This is a genomic window from Streptomyces sp. 8L (assembly GCF_020176795.1).
GTDB lineage: Bacteria > Actinomycetota > Actinomycetes > Streptomycetales > Streptomycetaceae > Streptomyces.
Window position 1 is genome coordinate 1 of record NZ_JAIUKE010000985.1, and the last position, 239, is coordinate 239.

General features: G+C 67.4%; 1 protein-coding gene. It reads right to left on the bottom strand.

What is annotated here, in order from left to right:
• Positions 1 to 38: 38 nt before the first annotated feature.
• On the bottom strand, positions 39 to 239 hold a 201-nt coding region (locus LCE31_RS40210), incomplete at its 5' end, for an integrase core domain-containing protein (protein ID WP_225023283.1).

Below are 239 nucleotides of genomic sequence, written 5' to 3' on the forward strand. Positions count from 1 at the left end.
GGGCCTTCCCCCGCGAAAGTGGACACGTGTTCGGGTGGTTATGCGGCCAGCGTGAGCTTATCGGACTCCTGCCGGTGCTGATTTTCGTAGTCGACGGGGCTGAGGTGTCCGTTGGCGGAGTGCCTGCGGCGGGTGTTGTAGCGGGTGAGCCACCGGAAGACGGAGCGTCGGCAGAGTTCCGCTCCCGGGTAGCGGTGGGCGCCGCGCAGGGTCTCCCGCTTGAGGGTGGCGTGGAAGCT